The organism is Massilia sp. LMS1-1-1.1 (assembly GCF_040815535.1).
GTDB classification, from domain to species: domain Bacteria; phylum Pseudomonadota; class Gammaproteobacteria; order Burkholderiales; family Burkholderiaceae_D; genus Janthinobacterium; species Janthinobacterium aestuarii.
Genome location: NZ_JBFPNG010000067.1, coordinates 71,247 through 92,235, shown reverse-complemented (window position 1 = coordinate 92,235; position 20,989 = coordinate 71,247). Strand labels below are relative to the sequence as shown.

20 protein-coding genes are annotated in these 20,989 nt (G+C 63.7%); 9 read left to right on the top strand and 11 right to left on the bottom strand.

Features of this window, described 5'->3' with window-relative positions; all coding sequences use genetic code 11:
- The first annotated feature begins 1 nt into the window (after position 1).
- The 3 genes from feoB to MRBLMS1_RS29460 all read left to right on the top strand — a co-directional run bounded on the left by feoB (position 2) and on the right by MRBLMS1_RS29460 (position 2,420).
- Positions 2–1,903, top strand: a complete 1,902-nt coding sequence (gene feoB, locus MRBLMS1_RS29470) for a ferrous iron transporter B (RefSeq protein WP_485883947.1) — start codon at positions 2–4, stop codon at positions 1,901–1,903.
- Between the two features lie 9 nt (positions 1,904–1,912).
- Entirely contained in the window at positions 1,913–2,188 is a 276-nt protein-coding gene (locus MRBLMS1_RS29465; RefSeq protein WP_070302856.1) for a hypothetical protein, read from the top strand.
- 70 nt (positions 2,189–2,258) lie between these two features.
- Positions 2,259–2,420 carry a hypothetical protein gene (locus tag MRBLMS1_RS29460; protein WP_176390074.1) on the top strand — a complete coding sequence of 54 codons (162 nt, stop codon included), beginning with the start codon at positions 2,259–2,261 and terminating at the stop codon, positions 2,418–2,420.
- Positions 2,421–2,468: 48 nt separating this feature from the next.
- On the opposite strand, the gene nagZ is transcribed toward MRBLMS1_RS29460, so the two are convergent.
- The 4 genes from nagZ to MRBLMS1_RS29440 form a co-directional block, all read right to left on the bottom strand.
- Positions 2,469–4,010, bottom strand: a complete 1,542-nt coding sequence (nagZ, locus tag MRBLMS1_RS29455; RefSeq protein ID WP_485883945.1) for a beta-N-acetylhexosaminidase — start codon at positions 4,008–4,010, stop codon at positions 2,469–2,471.
- A gap of 182 nt (positions 4,011–4,192) precedes the next feature.
- A complete protein-coding gene (locus MRBLMS1_RS29450) occupies positions 4,193–5,803 on the bottom strand; it encodes an FMN-binding glutamate synthase family protein (protein ID WP_485883944.1) in 1,611 nt (536 codons plus the stop codon).
- 103 nt (positions 5,804–5,906) lie between these two features.
- Positions 5,907–6,920 carry a M48 family metallopeptidase gene (locus MRBLMS1_RS29445; RefSeq protein ID WP_485883942.1) on the bottom strand — a complete coding sequence of 338 codons (1,014 nt, stop codon included), beginning with the start codon at positions 6,918–6,920 and terminating at the stop codon, positions 5,907–5,909.
- A 1-nt stretch (position 6,921) separates the two neighbouring features.
- Complete coding sequence (locus MRBLMS1_RS29440; protein WP_485883940.1) at positions 6,922–7,974, bottom strand: YjgN family protein; 1,053 nt, start codon at positions 7,972–7,974, stop codon at positions 6,922–6,924.
- A 165-nt stretch (positions 7,975–8,139) separates the two neighbouring features.
- On the opposite strand from MRBLMS1_RS29440, the gene MRBLMS1_RS29435 reads away from it, so the two are divergent.
- From MRBLMS1_RS29435 to MRBLMS1_RS29425, 3 genes are all read left to right on the top strand, one after another.
- Positions 8,140–8,811: a glutathione S-transferase gene (locus MRBLMS1_RS29435; RefSeq protein ID WP_128141681.1), complete on the top strand. Its 672-nt coding sequence runs from the start codon at positions 8,140–8,142 to the stop codon at positions 8,809–8,811.
- 216 nt (positions 8,812–9,027) lie between these two features.
- Positions 9,028–9,801, top strand: coding sequence for a 5'-3' exonuclease (locus MRBLMS1_RS29430; protein ID WP_034745632.1), 774 nt, complete (start codon positions 9,028–9,030; stop codon positions 9,799–9,801).
- A gap of 147 nt (positions 9,802–9,948) precedes the next feature.
- Positions 9,949–10,359, top strand: a complete 411-nt coding sequence (locus tag MRBLMS1_RS29425) for a response regulator (protein ID WP_485884051.1) — start codon at positions 9,949–9,951, stop codon at positions 10,357–10,359.
- Here MRBLMS1_RS29425 and mnmA read toward each other — a convergent pair.
- Positions 10,356–11,477, bottom strand: coding sequence for a tRNA 2-thiouridine(34) synthase MnmA (gene mnmA, locus MRBLMS1_RS29420; protein WP_139090553.1), 1,122 nt, complete (start codon positions 11,475–11,477; stop codon positions 10,356–10,358). The genes MRBLMS1_RS29425 and mnmA overlap by 4 nt on opposite strands.
- A 42-nt stretch (positions 11,478–11,519) precedes the next feature.
- Positions 11,520–11,999: an NUDIX hydrolase gene (locus MRBLMS1_RS29415; RefSeq protein ID WP_034745637.1), complete on the bottom strand. Its 480-nt coding sequence runs from the start codon at positions 11,997–11,999 to the stop codon at positions 11,520–11,522.
- Between the two features lie 413 nt (positions 12,000–12,412).
- On the opposite strand from MRBLMS1_RS29415, the gene MRBLMS1_RS29410 reads away from it, so the two are divergent.
- The 3 genes from MRBLMS1_RS29410 to MRBLMS1_RS29400 are packed head-to-tail and all read left to right on the top strand — an operon-like array spanning position 12,413 to position 15,327.
- Positions 12,413–13,525 (top strand): Re/Si-specific NAD(P)(+) transhydrogenase subunit alpha, encoded by a 1,113-nt coding sequence (locus MRBLMS1_RS29410; protein ID WP_485883937.1) that lies wholly within the window; start codon positions 12,413–12,415, stop codon positions 13,523–13,525.
- Positions 13,526–13,549: 24 nt separating this feature from the next.
- Positions 13,550–13,864: an NAD(P) transhydrogenase subunit alpha part 2 gene (locus MRBLMS1_RS29405; protein ID WP_034745644.1), complete on the top strand. Its 315-nt coding sequence runs from the start codon at positions 13,550–13,552 to the stop codon at positions 13,862–13,864.
- Positions 13,865–13,872: 8 nt separating this feature from the next.
- Positions 13,873–15,327 carry an NAD(P)(+) transhydrogenase (Re/Si-specific) subunit beta gene (locus tag MRBLMS1_RS29400; protein ID WP_058048033.1) on the top strand — a complete coding sequence of 485 codons (1,455 nt, stop codon included), beginning with the start codon at positions 13,873–13,875 and terminating at the stop codon, positions 15,325–15,327.
- 45 nt (positions 15,328–15,372) lie between these two features.
- Here MRBLMS1_RS29400 and MRBLMS1_RS29395 read toward each other — a convergent pair whose 3' ends face one another.
- The 5 genes from MRBLMS1_RS29395 to MRBLMS1_RS29375 all read right to left on the bottom strand — a co-directional run bounded on the left by MRBLMS1_RS29395 (position 15,373) and on the right by MRBLMS1_RS29375 (position 20,891).
- Positions 15,373–16,317 (bottom strand): GGDEF domain-containing protein, encoded by a 945-nt coding sequence (locus tag MRBLMS1_RS29395; RefSeq protein WP_081368390.1) that lies wholly within the window; start codon positions 16,315–16,317, stop codon positions 15,373–15,375.
- 115 nt (positions 16,318–16,432) lie between these two features.
- Positions 16,433–17,575: a UbiH/UbiF/VisC/COQ6 family ubiquinone biosynthesis hydroxylase gene (locus MRBLMS1_RS29390; protein ID WP_070302864.1), complete on the bottom strand. Its 1,143-nt coding sequence runs from the start codon at positions 17,573–17,575 to the stop codon at positions 16,433–16,435.
- Positions 17,576–17,584: 9 nt separating this feature from the next.
- Positions 17,585–18,907 carry a Xaa-Pro aminopeptidase gene (pepP, locus tag MRBLMS1_RS29385; protein ID WP_485884049.1) on the bottom strand — a complete coding sequence of 441 codons (1,323 nt, stop codon included), beginning with the start codon at positions 18,905–18,907 and terminating at the stop codon, positions 17,585–17,587.
- Positions 18,907–19,626 carry an N-acetylmuramate alpha-1-phosphate uridylyltransferase MurU gene (gene murU, locus MRBLMS1_RS29380; RefSeq protein WP_070302865.1) on the bottom strand — a complete coding sequence of 240 codons (720 nt, stop codon included), beginning with the start codon at positions 19,624–19,626 and terminating at the stop codon, positions 18,907–18,909. Before murU ends, pepP begins: the two co-directional genes overlap by 1 nt.
- A gap of 197 nt (positions 19,627–19,823) precedes the next feature.
- Entirely contained in the window at positions 19,824–20,891 is a 1,068-nt protein-coding gene (locus MRBLMS1_RS29375; protein WP_070302866.1) for an aminoglycoside phosphotransferase family protein, read from the bottom strand.
- Positions 20,892–20,989: the final 98 nt, after the last annotated feature.

Genomic DNA, 20,989 nt, shown 5'->3' with positions numbered 1-20,989 from the left:
CATGGGTGCTGTCGAAACGATCGTCGATGCGGGCGTGCACAAGCCGCCGCATCAGCCACAAATTGCCTTGCTGGGCAATCCGAACTGCGGCAAGACTGCCCTGTTCAACCGTCTGACGGGCGCGCGCCAGAAAGTGGCGAACTACGCCGGCGTGACCATCGAGCGCAAGGAAGGCCATTTCACGTCGCCAAACGGCAAGCCCGTGCGCGTGCTCGACCTGCCGGGCGCCTACAGCCTGTCGGCCACCACGCCCGATGAAGCGATCACGCGCGACGTGGTGGGCGGCTTGCGCCGCGGCGACCCGCGCCCGGACGCCATCATCTGCGTCGTCGATGCCACCAATTTGCGCCTGAATTTGCGCCTGGTGCTGGAAGTCAAGCGCCTGGGCCTGCCCATGCTGCTGGCGCTGAACATGACGGACGTGGCGCGCAAGCGCGGCATGCTGATCGATACGGCCAGGCTGTCGGCCGAACTGGGCATGCCCGTGGTGGAAACCATCGCGGTGCAGCACGATGGCGAAAAAGCCCTGCTCGACGCCATCGACGCCATGCTGCCGCTGCCGGCCGTGGAAGCGAAACCGCTGGCGGCCATCGATGCCGTCAGTGTCGAAGAAACCCAGCGCGAAGTGCGTCGCATCCTGGCCGCCGTCAGCAACGACACGCGCGACAGCGGCAACCTGACGGAAAAGATCGACGACGTGGTGCTGCACCCCGTCTTCGGCCCCATCATCCTGGCCGTGCTGATGTTCCTGATCTTCCAGGCCGTCTTTGCGTGGGCCGCCACGCCGATGGAAATGATCACCGATGGCGTGGGCCACCTGGGCGCCGTGCTGACGGCGAACATGCCCGACGGCCACCTGAAAAGCCTGCTGGTGGAAGGCATCATCGGCGGCGTCGGCAGCGTGCTGGTCTTCCTGCCGCAGATCCTGATTTTGTTCTTCTTCATTCTGAGCCTGGAAGACTGCGGCTACCTGCCGCGCGCGGCCTTTTTGCTGGACCGCATGATGGGCGGCGTGGGCTTGTCGGGCCGCGCCTTCATCCCGCTGCTGTCGAGCTTTGCCTGCGCCATTCCCGGCGTGATGGCGGCGCGTACCATCCAGAATCCGCGCGACCGCCTGGTCACCATCATGATCGCGCCACTGATGACGTGCTCGGCGCGCCTGCCCGTGTATGCGCTGATCATTGCCGCCTTCATTCCGGAACGCCAGGTGTGGGGCTATTTGAGCCTGCAGGGCCTTGTGCTGTTCGTCCTGTACTTTGCCGGCATCATCTCGGCCATGGCCGTGGCCTGGGTCATGAAGCGCAGCATGGGCGTGCGCGGCAACCAGCCGCTGCTGCTGGAACTGCCGGCCTATCACTGGCCGCATTTGCGCAATCTGGCCGTCAGCCTGTGGGAGCGCGCGAAGATCTTCCTCTCGCGCGTCGGTACCCTCATCCTGAGCCTGATGATCATCCTGTGGTTCCTCAGCACCTTCCCCGGCCCGCCGGACAACGCGATCCATCCGCCGATCTATTACAGCCTGGCCGGCATCCTGGGCCGCGGCCTGGAAGTGATCTTCGCGCCGATCGGTTTCAACTGGCAGATCTGCATCGCGCTGGTGCCGGGCATGGCGGCGCGCGAAGTGGCCGTCGGCGCCCTGGGCACCGTGTACGCGCTGTCGCAAACGGGCGACGCGCTGGCCACCACGCTGGAGCCGCTGATCGCCCATTCGTGGTCGATGGCCACGGCGCTGTCCCTGCTGGCCTGGTATGTGTTCGCGCCGCAGTGCCTGTCGACCCTCTCCGTGGTGAAACGCGAGACGGGCGGCTGGCGCTATCCATTGCTGATGGCCGGCTACATGTTCGCCCTGGCGTATGCCGCCTCGTTCATCACGTACCGCATCGCCCTGATGCTGGGCGCTTAGGAGAAAAGCATGTGGCAAACCCTCATCGTCGCCCTGATCGTCGCAGCCGCGCTGCTGCATTTTTCGACCAAGTACCTGCCGGCGGGCGTGCGCCGCGCCATCGTGCGTGGCCTCGTGCGCTGCGGCCTCGATGAGGCGAAGATGTCGACCTTCTTCAAGGTGGCGCCCGGTTGCGGCAGCGGCTGCGGTTCCTGCGGCTCCTGCGACAGCCCGCCGCCGCCGTCAGCCACGCCACCGGCCGACGGCAGCAGCAAGCGCGTGATCCTGATGCAGGTGCAGCGCTAGGGTCAACGCCGGAGTAGCCACGGGCGCGCCCGTGGGCTACACTGAGATTTCCGCATGGCAAGGAGTGGCAATGGCGATACTGTTGATCTTCATGTTTCTGTTTGCGGTCGCCACCTGGCTGCTCGCCAGCCGGCGCGGCCGCCACGGGGGACTCTGGTTCGGCATCGGCCTGTTCCTCGGACCGTTTGCCCTGCTGGCGGTGGCGGCGCTGCCGCCCGTTGCGCCAACCTGAATGAAAAAACCCGCGCATGCGGGTTTTTTTACGTCTGTAGCGCTGCGCTTACGCCTTGCCCGCCAGCTTGTCGACCACCGGCACCAGCGCGGCCGGGCGGCAGCCGAAGGCGGCCAGGCGGCCTTGCGCGTCGGGCGCCAGGTCCAGGTCATACGGCAAACGGCCCGCTACCAGCCACAGTCTGTCGTGCGGCAGGGCTTCGACCAGGCGGCGCTGGCCGTCGACGAACATGGCGTTATACGTTTGCAGCACGATCTGCCGCGCACCTTGCGCAAAGGCGATGGCCTCGTTGACCTCGTCGTCCAGCGCCTCGGCCGACAAGGCATATTCGCGCACGTCCAGGCCCGCTTCGAGCAGCGCCGGCAGCATCGAGCTGCGCGCTTCCTTGTTGCGGCCCAGCGCCACTTCGTCGATTTCGCTGCGCGAGCGCACTTCCACCGTCAGCAGGGTCACGGGCAGGCTGGCGTCGAGCGGACGGTAGTCGCCCTGCACGCGCAAGGCGGCTTTTTGCAGCAGCTGCGACAGGGCCATGGCGGCCGGCTGCATCAGCGCCGGCGGGGCGACGGGGCGTGTGCGCCAGTCGCGCACGGCGCGGTTGCGCTTGAGTTCCGCCACGCGCGCGCAAGCCGCGTCGATGCGGGCGATGGCAATGTCGCCGCGCTCCACGGCGGCGATGACGGCGTCGATGGCGGCCGTCTGCTGCGCTTCGCGGTGCGAAATGAGGACGATGTCGGCGCCAGCCTGCAAGGTGGCGATGGCGCCCTGGGCGATGCCGATGCCGTCGGCAATCGCCGCCATTTCCAGGCAGTCGGTGATGACGACGCCCTGGTATTTCAACTCGCCGCGCAGCAGATCCGTCAGCACGCCTTTCGACAGGGTAGCCGGCACACTGGTATCGGCCTCGAAAGCGGGGAAGACCACGTGCGCCGTCATGATGGCGTCGACGCCGCCGGCAATGGCCGCGCGGAACGGCGCCAGCTCCACGGCGCGCAGGCGCTCCTTGTCGTGCGGGACCAGGGCCATGGCGTAATGCGTGTCGGTGGCCGTGTCGCCGTGGCCGGGGAAGTGCTTGGCGGTGACGGCCACGCCGCTGGCGCGCTGGCCGCGCATGGCCGCCATGCCGTAGTCGATGACGGTGGCGGCATCCTCGCCATACGCGCGCACGCCGATGACGGGGTTGTTGCGGTTGTTGTTCACGTCCAGCACGGGGGCGAGCAGCATATTGATGCCCACCTGGCGCATTTCATCGCCGCTGATCTGGTTCATGCGTTCGCAGTCATCGATGGAGCCGGCCGCCTGGAAGGCCATCGCCGCGGGAATCGGTGTGACGCCCTGTTCGATGCGCATCACCATGCCGCCTTCCTGGTCGATGGAGATCAGCAGCGGCGTGTCGGACACTTCCGCGTTGATCTCCTGCAGTTCGCGGCACAGCGCCGACACTTGCGCGGGCGTGTGCACGTTGCGGCGGAACAGGATCACGCCGCCCACCTTCTTTTCGCGTATCAAGGTCTTGATATGCTCGTCCGCCTGCAGGGCGTCGAAGCCCACCATGAATAGCTGTCCTATTTTCTCGCGCAAACCCTGTTCCATGCTGCAACTCCTCCGGTATTCATTCTGATGACGACAAGTCCGTATTCTGGCCCCTGGTGACGCATCTGGACAATCACCGGAAAAGCTGCCTTGGTTTTATACTTATTTTGGTATTGTATTGGATTTGGATATTTGCGCAAGTGGTTATTAAGTGGTATTGCTCCACCTGCGCAATGCCGGTATCAATCGAGGCGCTGGAACGAAGCCGATTGCGCCTTTGGCCAGTACAGGCCGAATACGGGCGGCAATTGCGGCAGCTGGCTCGGGTCGAGCAGCTGACCCGCTTCGAGGAAGGGCAGCAGGGCCGACGCCAGTTTCACCTGGTTCGGCGAAATGCGCCGCACCAGGTGGTGCGGACGCAGCTCCTGCGGGTGCGCGAGGCCGGCGGCGGCGATCAGTTCGGCCAGCGCCTTCATGGTGTTCTGGTGGAAGTGCGCCACGCGGGCGATCTTGTCGGGCACCACCAGCGCGCGCTGGCGCTGCGGGTCTTGCGTGGCCACGCCCGTGGGGCAGCGGTCCGTGTGGCAGCTTTGCGACTGGATGCAGCCCAGCGCGAACATGAAGCCGCGCGCCGAATTGCACCAGTCGGCACCCAGCGCCAGCAGGCGGGCGATGTCGAAGGCCGTGATGATCTTGCCCGAGCAGCCGATCTTGATCTTCGCGCGCAGGTTGGCGCCCACGAGCGTGTTATGCACGAGCACCAGCGCTTCCTGCAGCGGCGTGCCCACGTGGTCCGTGAATTCCAGGGGCGCGGCGCCCGTGCCACCTTCGCTGCCATCGACGACGATGAAGTCGGGCGTGATGCCCGTTTCCAGCATGGCTTTCACGATGGCGAAGAACTCCCACGGATGGCCGATGGCCAGCTTGAAGCCCGTCGGCTTGCCGCCGGAGAGCGTGCGCAGGCGGTCGATAAAGTGCAGCATTTCCAGCGGCGTGGAAAAGGCGCTGTGCGCGGCCGGCGAGACGCAATCCTCGCCCACCATCACGCCGCGCGTGGTGGCGATCTCGATCGTCACTTTCGGGCCCGGCAGCACGCCGCCGTGGCCTGGTTTCGCGCCCTGCGACATCTTCAGCTCGATCATTTTCACTTGCTCCGAGCTGGCGTTGGCGATGAAGCGTTCTTCCGAAAATGTACCGTCCTGGTTGCGGCAGCCGAAGTAGCCGGAGCCGATTTCCCACACCAGGTCGCCCCCGTTTTCGCGGTGATAGGGGCTGATGCTGCCTTCGCCCGTGTCGTGCATGAAGCCGCCGCTGCGCGCGCCGCCGTTCAGGGCCAGGATGGCGTTGGCCGACAGGGCGCCAAAGCTCATCGCCGAGATATTGAAGACGCTGGCCGAATACGGCTTTTTGCGCGGGCAGTCCGGATGGTTGCCGATCTCGATGCGGAAATCGTGGCCCGTCACCTTGGCGGGGGCGATGGAATGGTTGATCCATTCATAGCCCGCTTCATACACGTCGAGCTGGGTGCCGAACGGACGCTTGTCCGTCTGCTCCTTGGCGCGCTGATAAACGATGCTGCGCTGGCTGCGCGAGAACGGCGTCGCCTCGCTGTCGCTTTCCAGGAAATACTGGCGGATTTCGGGGCGGATACTTTCGAAGAAAAAGCGGAAATGCGCGAGGATGGGGTAGTTGCGGCGCAGGGCGCGCTTCGTTTGCAGCAGGTCGCTGATGCCGACCAGGGTCAGCGCACCGGCCAGCACGGGCAGCCAGTAATGATCGTAGTAAAACAGGGACAGGACAAAGATGGCTGCCGTCGCAATGAAGGTCAGGTAGCGAAATGGTACTAGGTGCATGGGCACTCCGGTGAAGTCAGACTGATACAGCTGAGTCTACCTTTGATTCACGGAACGTGCTGGAGGGAAAGAAAGCGGCGCCCGGTGGACGCCGCGTGAAGACTTAGCGCTGTGCTGCGCGGATTCTTTCGATGCGTTCTGCGCTGGCCGGATGGCTAGACAGGTAGGGCGTGCCGTGATCCAGCTTGCCCAGGGCGACAAACACTTGCGCCAGGTGTTCCAGTGGAATAGCGTTCTGGCGCAGCATGGCGATCGCGTAGTCGTCCGCCTCGCGCTCGACGTCGCGCGAATACTTCAAGTCCAGCAGCAGCGGCGGCAAGGTCGCCACCACGGTCGACACGTCGCCGAACAGCAGCGCCGCGCCGGCGCCCACGGCCGACGTCTGGATCAGGCGGCGCGTCAGGTGGCGCTGCTGCAAATGGCCCAGTTCATGCGCCAGTACGCCCATGATGGCGTCGTCGTCCGGCATCAGTTCCACCATTTCATCGGTCAGCACGATGTCGCCGGACGGCAGGGCGAACGCGTTCGGACCGATCTTGCTCTTGCGGAAAACGATGCGGTGCTCGGGCGTGCTGTCGCCGGGCGTAGCCAGGCGTGCGAACCGGGCGCGCAGGGCTTGCTGGCGCGCGTCAGCGAGCTTGCTTGCTTCAAACACGTGTTCGTCGAGGAAATCGAGCACGCCCTGGCCCAGCTGGCGCTCGACGGACTGGGGAATCGCATACGCGACGCCCTTCGCCACGACCGGCAGCAGGTACTGATAGCTGAGCCACAGGGCCAGCACGGTGGCGACCGTGGCCAGCAGGGCGCCGCGCCAGCTTTGCTGCAGCCGCACCACCCAGCCGTCGCGGTGGCCCGTGTCATGCAGCATGTCGTTGAAGGCCGCCTGGTCGGCGATCTCCAGGTAGGCGCCGTCGGGAAAGCTGACCTTGCGCACGGCGTGGCTGCTGCGTTCGGACACGTGCAGCTCGCCCAGCGGGCAGCTGCGCTCGATATCGCCGGCCAGCACGGCCATGCCATCGCGCACGCTGAGCGTGACGTGGTACAGGCGCGAGGTCTGGCCGTCGAAATAGCGCGCGGGCACGGGAGCCGCGCCCGGCGCTTGATGGTCGAGCGTCATGCTACAGCGACAGGTCGAAGTCCAGCAGGTCGACCATGCCTTCGCCCGTGGCCGACACCTGCTCTCCGGTGGCGGCGACAAAGGCGTCCAGGCTGCCGTGCACCAGCATCGAGGTCGCTTCCAGGCGGTACTTCAGCCAGCGCACGTGGGCGAATGGCGAAAACAGGCCCAGGGTGACGACGATGCCCAGCAGGTTGGTCAGCATGATGAAGGTGGTGCGGCCCCAGGTCAGCTGCGACTGGAACTGGTGCTGCTGCAGGCGCGTGTGGTTCCAGATCAGGTTCTGGATCATGGTCAGGAACAGCGGCAGCACGACAAAGGCCCAGGCATACAGGGCGGCCACGGCGCCGAAGATGCTGCCGGCCTTGGTGACATCGTTGGCATCGGCGGCAAACGTGGCGAAGACGCTGGCGAAGACGACAAAGATCAGGACCAGGAAACCGGCCAGCAGCAGGGCGAAGAACAGCAGATAGGTTTTGTAGAAGCTGCCGACCGAGGCGTCGAAACTGAAGTTGCTGCTGCCGAAGCGGCTTTGCGTGTGCTGGAAGCGCTTCAGGCGCTGGTGCAGGAACGGCGTCATCAGGCCAGCCGTGAAGGTGTTCAGGATGGGCAGCCACAGGAAGTATTTGTAGGCTTCTTTGGCGCTGCCGTCAAAGCCGAAGCGGATGCCGCGGTAGCTGGTGTTGTACAGCTTGAATTGCAGGCTTTTCCACACCAGCCATGGCAGCACGGCCATCATCAGCACGAGCATGATCAGGCCGACGATGGGCGAGACCTGGAAGGCGATGTTGTAGCCGCCGATCAATACCACGGCCGCGATGCGGCCCTTCAGGATGGCGACGGCATTGCCGTGGTATTCGAAGCTGCTGCCAGCCAGGTGGGTGCTGGAATAGAAATAGCGGTTGCGGCGCACCTTGGCCCAGGCGGAATAAATGCCCAGGGTGACGATGCTCAGCAGCAGGTTGACGATCCAGATTCGGAAGTATTCGCTGCCGGTGGCGCTGAAGGTGATGGCTTCGCGCTTGGGCGTGGTGTTGTTGGTGTCGAAATCCACAGGGGGTTTCCTTACTTATTGGAAACAAAACAAGATAAGGGAAGATTGAAAAGTTATCAATTGAAAATACTGTTTTTCGCAATTTTTTTTGCAGATTCCCTTGCGCCGCCCCGATCCGGCCGTCCCGGCTATACTGGAACTCAACCATCGTCTAACGGGAAAACCATGATCGTCGTCCACCATCTGAACAATTCGCGCTCGCAGCGCGTGCTCTGGCTGCTCGAGGAACTGGGCCTCGACTACGAGGTCAAGCGCTACCAGCGCGACCCGAAAACCATGCTGGCGCCCGCCTCGCTGAAGGCCGTCCACCCGCTGGGCAAGTCGCCCGTGATTACGGACGGCGCCAACACCATCGCCGAATCGGGCGCCATCATCGAGTATCTGGTCGAGCGCTACGGCAATGGCCGCTTGATCCCGGCGGCGGGCACGCCGGAGAAGCTGCGCTGGACCTACTGGCTGCATTTCGCGGAAGGCTCGGCCATGCCGCCGCTGCTGATGAAGCTGGTATTCGACAAGGTCGAATCGTCGCCGATGCCGTTTTTCGTCAAGCCGATCGCGCGCGGCATCGCCAGCAAGGTCAAGAGCAGCTTCATCCTGCCCAATATCAACAGCCAGCTGGCTTACATGGAAGCGGAGCTGGAGAACAGCAAATGGTTTGCCGGCAATGAATTCACGGCGGCCGACATCCAGATGAGCTTTCCGCTGGAAGCAGCGGCCATGCGCGGCGGACTCGACGAGCGCCTGCCGAAGCTGACGGCGTTCCTGCAGCGCATCCATGCGCGGCCAGCCTACCAGCGGGCGCTCGAACGGGGCGGGCCCTACGATTTCGCCAAGTGAGAACGCCTAACCAAACCTACTGCGCGTCGCGACTTGCGGCCTGCGATGCTCACCGTACTTGAGTACGGTTGCGCTTCTTAGCCACAATTCACTTCCGCTCGCTACGGTTTTGTTAGGCGTTGTTACGCCGCGTAAAACCTGCCAAGCGGAATTCGCGGGGAATAGTGCTTGCTCCATACGGTAAAATGATCAATTCAATCAGTATCCACTTACCGCATGGCCAGACTCCTCGCTATCGACGGCTTGAATATCGTACGCCGCGTCTACGAAGCCAGTCCTGAACCCGATTCCGACCTGAAGGCGGAGATCGCGCTGCGCCATGCGCTGTCGTCGTTCCGCACGCTCATCAACGACCACGAGCCGACGCATATCCTGCCGGCCTTCGATTTCGGCGGCCCCACCTGGCGCCACGCCCTGTATGCCGGTTACCGCGAGGGACGCCAGCCCATGCCGCAGGTGCTGCGCGACGCCTTGCCCGGCTTTTACGCCACCCTGGCCAGCTTCGGCATGCACGTGGTGAGCATTCCCGAGGTCGAGGCCGACGACGTAATCGGCACGGCCGTCATGCGCTGGCTGCACGAGGGGCGCGGCGCAGCCGTCATCGCCACCACCGACAAGGATTTGCACGGTCTGATCGCCCACGGCGCGCTCGTGTGGGACCACTTCAAGGGTGTCTGGCACGACCACGCCTGGGTCGAGAAAAAGTTCGGCGTGCCGCCGGAACTGCTGCCCGACCTGCTGGCGCTGATGGGAGACGTCACCGACAGCATCCCCGGCGTGTCGAAGATCGGCCTGAAGACGGGCGCAAAACTGTTGCGCGCCTACGGCAATATTGACGCCGTGATGGCCGGCGCGGGCATTTTACCGGGCGCGCTGGGCGAAAGCCTGCGAAAAGAGCGGGAAATACTGTATCTTTCAAGAAAGTTAGTGGAACTCAAGACCGACGTGACCTTGGGTGTCACCTGGAACAAGCTGGTGTGGGAAAAGTAGAGCGCCCAAAAAAAGCTCATGGCGTTGTTGCCTTGCCTCGTCGTACATTCGTACTGCCTTCGGCAACGCGCCTAGCCCTGAGCATTTTGATGGGCGCTCTCTGAGTGGAACTCGCAATGGAAAATCAAGCAAGGGAAGTAAATCATGATGTTAAAGACAGTCCTGATCGATAGCAGCGCCGTGGCGCGCGGCCTGCTGAACACGGTCCTGACCGATGGCGGCTACGATGTCTGCGGGCAGACGCATACGAGCGCGCTGGGGCTGGCGCTGCTGGTCAAGCACCATCCGCATTTCGTCTGCATCGCGCGCGAACAGGTGGAAGACGGGACCAATGTGGTGCAAACCATCCGCGCCCAGTATCCGAAGACGCTTATTTTCATGGTCTCGGGCGGCATCGACGCCGCCTCGCTGCAGGCGGCCCTCGCCATGGGCGTGTCGGGCTTTATCGTGAAACCGTTCATGGCCGACACGGTCCTGAAAACCGTGCGCAATACGGTGATTGCCATGGTGCGCAAGCAGCAGCAGGCGCTTGCCGCCGCCGCGCAGGGCAATAGTTAGACGCCAGCCAGGCCCGTCGCGCTGGCGATGATGCCGCCACCGAGGCACACGTCGCCGTCGTACAGCACGGCCGACTGGCCCGGCGTGACGGCCCATTGCGCCTGGTCGAAGGCCAGGCTGAAGTGTTCATTCCCATCCGGTAGCAGCTGGCACGCCACGTCGGCCTGGCGGTAGCGCGTCTTGGCGCTCAAGGCGCCCGCCTGCGGCGCCGTGCCGGCTACCCAGCTGGCCTGGTCGGCCGTCAGGGATGGCGACAGCAGCCACGGGTGGTCATGACCCTGCACCACCCACAGGGTGTTGTTGGCGATATCCTTGCGCGCCACATACCAGGCGTCGCTGCTGCCGTCTGCATTCTGGTACGACTTCACGCCGCCGATGCCGATGCCCTTGCGCTGGCCCAGGGTATAAAAACTCAGTCCCACGTGTTCGCCCACCGTCTTGCCGTCGGCCGTTTTCATCGGCCCCGGCTTGTACGACAGGTAGCGGTTCAAAAATTCGCGGAACGGGCGCTCGCCGATAAAGCAGATGCCCGTCGAATCCTTCTTTTGCGCGTTCGGCAAGCCCAGTTTCTCGGCGATCTGGCGCACTTCCGTTTTCGGGATTTCACCGAGCGGGAATAAAGTTTTAGACAACTGCGCCTGGTTCAAGCGGTGCAGGAAGTAGCTCTGGTCCTTGCTGGCGTCGACCGCCTTGAGCAGTTCATAACGGCCTGCATCGGTCGGCGCCTGGCGCACACGCGCGTAGTGGCCGGTGGCGATCAGGTCGGCGCCCAGGGTCATGGCGTGGTCGAGAAAGGCCTTGAACTTGATTTCGGCGTTGCACAGTACGTCCGGGTTCGGCGTGCGGCCGGCCTGGTATTCGCGCAGGAAATCGGCGAACACGCGATCCTTGTATTCGGAGGCAAAATTGACGGCTTCGATATCGACGCCGATGACGTCGGCCACGCTGGCCGCGTCGATCCAGTCCTGGCGCGTGGAGCAGTATTCCGAATCGTCGTCATCTTCCCAGTTTTTCATGAAAAGGCCGATGACTTCATAGCCTTGTTCCTTCAGCATCCATGCCGCGACCGAGGAATCGACCCCGCCCGACATGCCGATAACGACTTTCTTCTTGCTCATCTTGCTTTCCAGTGTACTTTAATAATATGGCAATGCGTATTGCTATGCGCTATTGAAAACGGACGCATGCGTGTGCAGCAGGGCCAGCGGCGCGCGCCGGCCAGCCAGGTATTCGTCCACGCACTGCAGCACCAGCGGGCTGCGGTGGCGCTCCTGGCACGCCGCCAGCTCGTCGCGCGTCATCCACAAGGTGCGGATGATGCCTTCGTCCAGCGGGCGGTCATGCTCGGCGCCGGCCGTGCCGCAAAAGGTGAAGCGCAGATAGGTCACGTCCTCGCCCGTGCGCAACGACTGATAGCGCGACATGTACATGCCGACCAGTGCCGTGGGGATGAAATCGTAAGCCGCTTCTTCCAGCGTTTCGCGGATCACCGCCTGTTCCAGCGACTCGAACGGGTCGAGGTGGCCGGCCGGTTGATTGATCTTGATGCCTTCGCTGGTCTCTTCTTCAATCAGTAAAAACAGGCCGTCGCGTTCGACGATGGCGGCAACGGTGACAGAGGGTTTCCAGATTCTCGGCATGATTCCATCCTTGAAAGAGCCGACATTTTATCTTGTTCTGCGCGCGCGGTTTGAAGCCGGCCTTTTGTTGCGCGGACATATTGATAAATGACAACGTTTTAGCAAATAGCTGTGGGAGGTACTTACGTCTTTCCCGGGGAGCGCACTAGCATGGGGGGCTTAGTTGGCAAGATGGCAGGAAGCGCCCGCTAATATAGGCTTTCCCTGTGGTCAAAACAAGCGCGCACACGTGCTCGACTGTGGTGAGATTGACACACCTTTCCCACAATATGGTCGCCATACCGCATGGCGGAACAAGGATTGGTATTACGGGTAAATTAGTGTCGTACGACTAAAAGTTGCTGCTTCACAAACGTTTAACGCGCTGCTTTCCGTGTTAGATTCTAGTCAGTTTATCAATTAGCGGAGGCATCATGAGGATAGGCATACCGGCCGAAACACGGCCTGGTGAAACGCGGGTGGCGGCAACGCCCGAGACAGTCAAGAAGCTGGCAGCCAAGCATCAAGTCGTCGTGCAGTCCGGAGCGGGCCTGCAAGCCTCGATTCCCGACGACGCCTATGCCGCCGCCGGCGCGCAGATCGGCACGGCCCAGGAAGCCTATGGCTGCGCCATCGTGCTCAAGGTGCGCGCGCCCGATGCCGATGAACGGGCCCTGATGGCCAGCGGCACGGTGCTGATCGGCATGCTCAACCCGTTTGACGCGGACAATATCGCCGCCATGGCCACGGCCGGCCTGTCCGCCTTCGCCCTGGAAGCCGTGCCGCGCATCACGCGCGCGCAGTCGATGGACGTGCTGTCCTCGCAGGCGAACATCGCCGGCTACAAGGCCGTGCTGGTGGCCGCGAATACCTACCAGCGCTTCATGCCGATGCTGATGACGGCGGCCGGCACCGTCAAGGCGGCCCGCGTGCTGATCATGGGCGTGGGCGTGGCAGGGCTGCAGGCGATCGCCACGGCCAAGCGCCTGGGCGCCGTCATCGAAGCGTCCGACGTGCGCCCGCCCGTCAAGGAACAAGTCGAGTCCCTGGGCGCCAAGTTCCTCGACGTGCCTTTCCTCACCGAGGAAGAAAAAGAGATCGCCAAGGGTTCGGGCGGCTATGCGCGCGCCATGCCGGCCGACTGGATGCGCCGCCAGGCCGAACTCGTGCACGAACGGGCGAAACTGGCCGACATCATCATCACCACCGCGCTGATTCCCGGCCGCGCCGCGCCCGTGCTGATCTCCGAAGAAACGGTGAAAGCCATGAAACCGGGCTCCGTCATCGTCGACCTGGCCGTCGAGCAGGGCGGCAATTGCCCGCTGTCGGAACTGGGCAAGACCGTGGTCAAGCACGGCGTCTACATCGTGGGCGAGCCGAACCTGGCCACCCTGGTGGCGGCCGACGCTTCGGCCCTGTATGCGCGCAACGTGCTGGACTTCTTGAAGCTCATCATCGACAAGGACGATCAATTGCTGATCGACCGCGAGGATGAAATCATCAAGGCCAGCCTGGTTTGCGCAGGCAATGACATCCTCAGAAAATAACGCGGCGCCGGAGAGAACAACATCATGGAAATCAGTCATACCATCACCAACCTGATCATCTTCGTGCTGGCCATTTATGTCGGCTACCACGTCGTCTGGACCGTCACGCCGGCGCTGCATACGCCGCTGATGGCCGTCACCAATGCCATTTCCGCCATCATCATCGTCGGCGCCATGCTGGCGGCCGGCCTGACCGATGGCCCGCTGGCGCAAGTGGCCGGCACCCTGGCCGTGGCGCTGGCCGCCGTCAACGTGTTCGGCGGCTTCCTCGTCACGCAGCGCATGCTCGAGATGTTCCGTAAAAAAGAACCGAAGGCCAAGCAAGGAGCAAAAGAATGAGTCACGCCATGAGCTTCGTCACCATGAACCTGGTGACGATGATGTACCTGATCGCCTCGGTGTGCTTCATCCAGGCCCTGAAAGGCCTGTCGTCGCCATCGACGGCGCGCCGCGGCAATGCCTTTGGCATGAGCGGCATGGCCATTGCCGCCGTCACCACCGTGGCACTGATCCTGAAACTGAAGGAGCAGCAGACGGGCGGCATGGGCCTGACCCTCGTCATCATCGGCATCGTCACGGGCGGCGCCATCGGCGCCTACCTGGCGAAAACCGTGGAAATGACGAAGATGCCGGAACTGGTGGCGGCCATGCACTCGCTGATCGGCCTGGCCGCAGTGTGTATCGCCGTGGCGGCCGTGTCGGAACCATGGGCCTTCAATATCGCCAAGCATGGCGAGGCGCTGCCCATCGGTAATCGCTTCGAACTGTTCATCGGCACTTTTGTCGGCGCCATCACGTTCTCCGGTTCGGTGATCGCCTTCGGCAAGCTGTCGGGCAAATACAAGTTCCGTCTGTTCCAGGGCGCGCCCGTCAGCTTCAAGGGCCAGCACATGCTCAACCTCGTGCTGGCGCTGGTGATGGTGGGACTGGGCCTGGCGTTCTGCTTCGCCGATGGCGTCGAACCGGCGTGGACGCCGTTCATCGTGATGACCCTGATCGCCTTTGCGCTGGGCGTGCTGATCATCATCCCCATCGGCGGCGCCGACATGCCGGTGGTGGTGTCGATGCTCAACAGCTACTCGGGCTGGGCTGCGGCCGGCATCGGTTTTTCGCTGAATAACTCGATGCTGATCATCGCCGGTTCGCTCGTGGGATCGTCTGGCGCGATCCTGTCGTACATCATGTGCAAGGCGATGAACCGCTCGTTCTTCAACGTCATCCTCGGCGGCTTCGGCGGCGATGCGCCGGCGGCCGGTGTGGCCGGTGCGCAGGAACAGCGTCCCGTGAAATCGGGTTCGGCCGACGATGCTGCCTTCATCATGAGCAATGCGGAAACCGTCATCATCGTGCCCGGCTACGGCCTGGCCGTGGCGCGCGCACAGCACTCGTTGAAGGAACTGGTGGAAAAGCTCACGCACAAGGGCATCACCGTCAAGTATGCGATCCACCCCGTGGCGGGGCGCATGCCGGGCCACATGAACGTGCTGCTGGCCGAGGCGGAAGTGCCGTACGACCAGGTCTTCGAGATGGAGGACATCAACGGCGAATTCGGCCAGACGGACGTGGTGCTGGTGCTGGGCGCGAACGACGTCGTCAACCCGGCGGCGAAAGATCCGAAATCGCCGATCGCCGGCATGCCGATTCTGGAAGCGTATAAAGCCAAGAGCATCATCGTCAACAAGCGTTCGATGGCGTCCGGCTATGCGGGCCTGGACAACGACCTGTTCTACCAGCCGAACACGATGATGGTGTTTGGCGATGCGAAGAAGGTGATCGAGGATATGCTCAAGGCCGTCGAATAAACGCTGTTTGCTGCGACCGCACGGCCCGCCTTGCGCGGGCCGTTTTTATTGGGCCGCCACGACCTTGTTGCGGCCCTGGTGCTTGGCCGCGTACAGGGCCTTGTCGGCATCGGACATGGCCGCATCCAGGGTGGCGCCGGCCGTCAGGGACGCCACGCCGATGCTGATGGTCACCTGCAGTTCGCCGCCATCGGGCAACGGCGTGATGGCGGCGGCCACGGCGGCGCGGATGCGTTCGGCCACCCTATGCGCCTGCTGCAGGCTGGCGTCGGGGAACAGCAGGCCGAATTCCTCGCCACCGAGGCGCGCCGCCACGTCGGTGATGCGTCCCGTGTCGCGCAGCGCCTGCGCCACCGTGCGCAGTACGGCGTCGCCCACGGCATGGCCGTAGCGGTCATTGATCTTCTTGAAATGGTCGAGGTCGGCCACGCCCACGGTCAGGGCGGCGCCGCTGCGCGCCGCGCGCGCCATCGCCTGCTCGGCTTGCGCTTCATACGCGCGCCGGTTCGGCAGCGACGTCAGCGCATCGTGCAGCGCCTGCTGTTCCAGCTGCGCTAGCAGGCTGGCGTTCTTTGCCGCCAGTTCGCGCCGTTCGCGCACGTCGAGCAAGAAGGCGCCGAAATAGCGGATGCCGTCGACCACGCCCAGGTCCATCGCCTTCATTTCGATGGGGATCATCTGCGTGTCGCGGTGGCGGATGGCGAATTCGCGTATCTTGCCCAGCACGCTGGACGTGCGCGAGCTGCGGATGTAATTGATCACGTGGTTGTCGTGCTGCGCGCCGACGGCGTCTGGCAGCAGGCCGTTCAAGGTCTGGCCCAGCAATTCCCCGCTCGCATAGCCCGACAATGCCTGCATGGCGCCATTGATATAGCGGATGCGGCAATGCTCGTCGATGATGATGACGGCGTCGAGGGCGTCTTCCAGCAGGCGGGAAAAGAGCACTTCAGGAAGAGCGGCAGGCGGTGCTGCGGGCAATACATCTGTCATGGAACGGTCGCCAAAAGCCAGGTGACAGCCATTGTCGCATCCGCGGGCCGTTTATTCCATGCCGGATATGTTCCCTGTTTCTTTTTTGCCCCAGCTCTTTCCTTATTGTTAAGCCTTATCGGCGGCCGTACATCATCAGCCCAGCCAATGCCTTGCGTGCAGGGGAAAATACGTCCAGCAAACCCAGCGACAGGCCCAGCAAGCCTTGCGTGGGGGCGCTGCCCGTGAAGATGCGCGCCATGGTGTCGGTGACGCGCACGGTCAGCCCCCGGTCGGTCTGGCGCAGGCTGGCGTAGCGTTCCAGCCCGGCCGGACTGCCGTCCTGCGCCAGCACGCGGGCCAGCACGGCGGCGTCGCGCAAGCCCAGGTTCAAGCCCTGTCCCGCCACCGGGTGCAGGGTTTGCGCCGCATTGCCGATGGCGACCGTGCGCGCCGTGCCGTTCGCCTGCGCGTTCAGGCCCAGCGGATAGGCCAAGCGTGGCGTCGTATGCGTAAAGCGTCCCAGGCGGCTGCCGAAGGCGGCGCCCAGGCGGGCCAGGAAGGCAGCGTCGTCCAGCGCCAGCAATTGCTCGGCGCGCGTGGGCGGCACGCACCATACGAGCGCGTAGCCGTCGTCCTGCGGCAGCAGGGCCAGCGGGCCTTCGTCGGTGAAGCGCTCATACGCGCGGTGCGCGATGGGAGCACTTGTGCGCACATGGGCGATGATGGCGCTCTGGCCATAGTCGCGGCTGACGGTCCGTTCCGGCTGCTGGCCGAACAGGCCACCCTCGGCTTGCACCAGCAGGCTGGCGCGCAAGCTCGACGCGGCACCGGCCTGGTCGATCTGCACGCTGACGCCATCGCCATCCTCCACGCTGCCTGTCATCAGCGCCGGGCGCAGGCTGGCCACGCCCAGGCGCTCGCATACGTCGGCCAGCGAACTGACGACGGCGCCGTAACGGGCCACATAACCGAGCGCTTCGACGCCATGTTCGCTGCGGTCCATCAGGCTGCGCCCGAACTGGCCGCGGCGCGAGACGTGGATTTGATGGATCGGTGTCGCTTCCACGGGCCAGGCGCCCGCTTCCTCGAGAATCTGGCGGCTGCCGTGCGACAGGGCGATGGTGCGCGGATCGCGCCTCGCTTGTTCGATGGATTTGGCGTCGAGCAGGACGATGCCGGCGGCGCGGCTGCCGCGCTGTACCAGCAGGGCGGCCAGCGCCATGCCGACGGGGCCGGCGCCGCAGATGGCGAGATCGAAAGTGGGCGGTGTATGCATGCGGCGGCGTTAATCCTGTGACATCAGTTGTTCGATTTCAGCGACGCTCGTGGGCGCCGTGCTGAAGACTTCATGGCCTTGCGGCGTGACCAGCACATCGTCTTCGATGCGGATGCCCGTATGCCAGAACTGCTCCGGCACGCCCGCGCCGGGGCGCACATAGATGCCCGGTTCCACCGTCAGCACCATGCCCGCTTCGAGCGCGCGCCACGGCTTGCCGGGGGTATCCGTGTCGCGGTAGGCGCCCACGTCGTGCACGTCCATGCCCAGCCAGTGGCTGGTGCCGTGCATGTAGAAGGGCATATAGCTCTTGTCGGCGATGACGTCCTGCACACCGCCGCTTTTTTGCCGGTCCAGCAAACCCAGGTCCAGCATGCCCTGCGCCAGCACCTGCACGGCCGCTTCGTGGATGGCGCTGTGCGGCAAGCCGGGGCGCACCATGTCCAGCGACGCTTGCTGCGCGGCCAGCACCAGTTCATACAGCGCCCGCTGCGGGCCGCTGAAACGGCCGTTGACGGGCCAGGTACGCGTGATGTCCGAGGCGTAGCCATCGAGTTCGCAGCCGGCGTCGATCAATACCAGCTCGCCGTCTTGCAGGACCGCGTTATTGGCGCTGTAGTGCAGGATGCAGGCGTTGCCGCCGCCGGCCACGATGGAGGAATACGCGGGGAACTGCGCGCCGCTGCGCCGGAATTCGTACAGCAGCTCCGCTTCGAGCGCATATTCGTGCATGCCGGGACGCGTGGCGCGCATGGCGCGCACGTGGGCGGCGCTGGAAATGGCGGCCGCGCGGCGCATCAGGTTTTGTTCTTCCGTGTCTTTCAGCAGGCGCATGGCGTCGAGCATGCCATGGATGTCATGCGCGATGGCGGGCGCCGTGACGCCGCTGCGGGCCTTTTGCCGCACATTGTTTCGCCACACCTTGACCTGTGCATCGAGGCTGCCGCCCAGCGCATGGTAGATGGCGGGGGCGTCGGCCAGCAGGCGTGTCATTTCCACGTCGAGTTCCTCGATGGGGAAGGCGCTGTCAAAACCGAAGCTGGCGCGGGCCGCTTCGGGGCCGTGGCGGAAACCGTCCCAGATTTCGCGCTCCGTGTTCTTGGCGCGGCAAAACAGGATGGCGCGCGCGGGCGCCGTGGCGCTGGCGGCCACCAGGGCCACGGCGCTGTCGGGTTCCGTGAAACCGCTCAGGTAATAGAAATAGCTGTCGTGGCGATATGGATAATCGCAATCGCTGTTGCGCGGCACTTCGGGCGCCGTGGCGAGGATGGCGACGCTGCCCGGCAGCATCTGCGCCAGCAGCGCCGCGCGCCGTGCCGCGTAATTGGCCATCATGCCGCAGGCGCCTTCGCTGCCACGCCATTGAGCGTGTCGAGCTGTGCCGGCGTACCCACATTGGTCCACTCGCCGGTATAGACTTCACCGCCCACGCGGCCCTGGTCCGCATACCGGCGCAGCAAATCTCCGAGTTTGGCGTGGCTGCCGGGCGTGATGCCGTCGAACATTTCAGGACGGTACACGCCGATATTGGCGAAGGTCCACCTGGTGTCGTCCGTATTGTTGATCGCGAACAAGGTCAGGCCGAAGTCGCCCTTCGGGTGGAAGTCGGGATTGGGCACCAGATAGGCCCAGGCGATATCGCGCTGGTCGGCCGGGTACGGCGTGCCCAGCACATCCTTGTCGGCCAGCACGTCGAGCACCTGCTTGAAATCGAAATACGGGCAATAGATGTCGCCGGAAATGGCGAGGAACGGTTCCTCGCCCAGCAAGTGGCGCGCTTGCGCGATGCCGCCCGCCGTTTCCAGCGGCGTGGTCTCGGGCGAATACGCGATGCGCGCGCCGTACGCGCTGCCGTCGCCCACGGTTTCCTCGATCAGATGGCCCAGGTGCGAATGGTTGATGACGATGTCCGTGATGCCGGCGCGCACCAGGTTCAGCACATGCCAGACGATCAGCGGACGGCCGCGCACTTTCAGCAGCGGTTTGGGACAGGTATCGGTAAGCGGACGCATCCGTTCACCGCGGCCTGCGGCAAAGATCATGGCTTTCATGGTGAGACTCGTTTTCTGTTTCGTTCGGTAAAGGTTGCGTGGCGTGAGCCGTACAATAAGTTAATTCTGCAGTAGCGACACCTGGCAAAACCGTAGCGAGCGGCAGTGATTTGTGGCCGAGAAGCGCAACCGTACTCTAGTACGGTGAGCATCGCCGGCCGCAAAGCGCGACGCGCAGTAGGTTTTGGCCGGTGTCCTCAGAAGGTGTAGCCGACTTGGGGCGTTTTGTTCTCGAGAGCATCGAGTAAACGCACCAGCGGCTTGAGTTCCGTATAGCGGTTGGCTGTCTTGCGCACGTAATCGAGCACGGTTGGCAGGTCGCCCATGTACAGATCCTTGCCGTCGCGGTAATTCAGGCGCGCGAACAGGCCGAGGATTTTCAGGTGGCGCTGCAGCGCCGTGAATTCGAAATCGCGGTAGAAGGCGTCGATGTCGGGATTGACTGGCAAGCCCAGCTGCTTGGCGCGCTGCCAGTAGCGGATCACCCAGTCGAGCACCAGTTCCTCATCCCACTGGATATACGCGTCGCGCAGCAGCGAGGCGATGTCGTAGGTGACGGGGCCGAAAACGGCGTCCTGGAAGTCGAGGATGCCGGGATTCGGGATGGAGCCATCGTTGATGTGCATCAAATTGCGCGAATGGTAGTCGCGGTGCATGAATACTTGCTGCTGCGACAAGATATTCGCCGTGATGGCTTCGAAGACCTTGTCCAGCTGGGTTTGTTGCACATCCGTCAAGGTGGCGCCCAGGTGCTTGCCGATAAACCATTCCGGGAACAGATTCATTTCGCGCAGGATGAAGGCGCGGTCGAATTCGGGCAGTACGTCGGGTTGGCTGGCCAACTGGATTTTCATCAAGGATTCCAGCGCTTCGGCGTACAGCACGCTGGCGTTGTCGTGGTTCAGGGCGTCGAGATAGGTGGTCGTGCCCAGGTCGGAGAGCAGCAGGAAGCCCTGCTCCAGGTCTTGCGCGATGATCTCGGGCACGGACACGCCGGCGCCTTTCAGCAAGCCGGCCACCTTGACAAAGGCGGGCACGTTTTCGCGCTCGGGCGGCGCATCCATGGCGATCAGTGTACTTCCTGGCAATGTTGTGTTGCCTGGCAGCACATCGAGACGATAGTAGCGGCGGAAGCTGGCATCGCTGGAAGCGGGGCGGGCGGATTCGGGCGCGACGAGGTTAAGCGAGGTCAACCAGGCTTTCAACAGGGTCAGGCGAGCGTCGGCGGAGGCCGGCGCGGCGGAGGAATTGGGGGAGAATGACATTAAGCGGCCTGTGGAATCGGGTTGATGGTGCGGAGGGTAGGAGAACCCCATTGCTGGAAGCTCTCCCCCCTAAGAACCGTGCGTGCGACTTTCACCGC